Origin of the sequence: Desulfobulbus alkaliphilus (assembly GCF_016918545.1) — a bacterium.
Lineage (GTDB): Bacteria > Desulfobacterota > Desulfobulbia > Desulfobulbales > Desulfobulbaceae > Desulfobulbus > Desulfobulbus alkaliphilus.
In genome coordinates this window covers 1-446 of the sequence record NZ_JAFFQC010000246.1, presented here as the reverse complement: position 1 = coordinate 446, position 446 = coordinate 1, and the positions used below count along the sequence as shown (strand labels likewise).

Annotated in this window: 1 pseudogene; it reads right to left on the bottom strand. The window is 65.5% G+C overall.

Annotated elements, in window-relative coordinates:
• Positions 1-446: pseudogene (locus tag JWG43_RS20875) on the bottom strand (ATP-dependent zinc metalloprotease FtsH); the annotation flags it as partial.

The following is a 446-nucleotide window of genomic DNA, read 5'->3' as shown; positions in this document are numbered from 1 at the left end:
CGTCAGGATCGTGCGCGCCTCGTCCCAGCCCGAGGTCACCAGGCGACGGACTTCCTCGTCGATGGTGCGCGCCGTCTCTTCGGAGATGTTCTGGCTGCGGGCGACCGAGTGGCCCAGGAAGACCTCTTCCTGGTTCTCGCCGTAGGCCACCGTGCCCAGCTTATCCGAGAAGCCCCAGCGGGTGACCATGGCGCGGGCCAGCTTGGTCGCCTGTTCGATATCCGAGCTGGCGCCCGAGGTGATGTTTTCCGGCCCGAAGATCAGTTCCTCGGCGACGCGACCGCCTGCCATGATGGCGATCCGGTCGATCATCTGCTGATACTTCATCGAATAGCGGTCGCCTTCCGGCAACTGCATCACCATGCCCAGCGCCCGGCCGCGCGGGACGATGGTCGCCTTGTGCACCGGGTCGGCCATCTTGACGTTCATGGCGACGATGGCGTGAC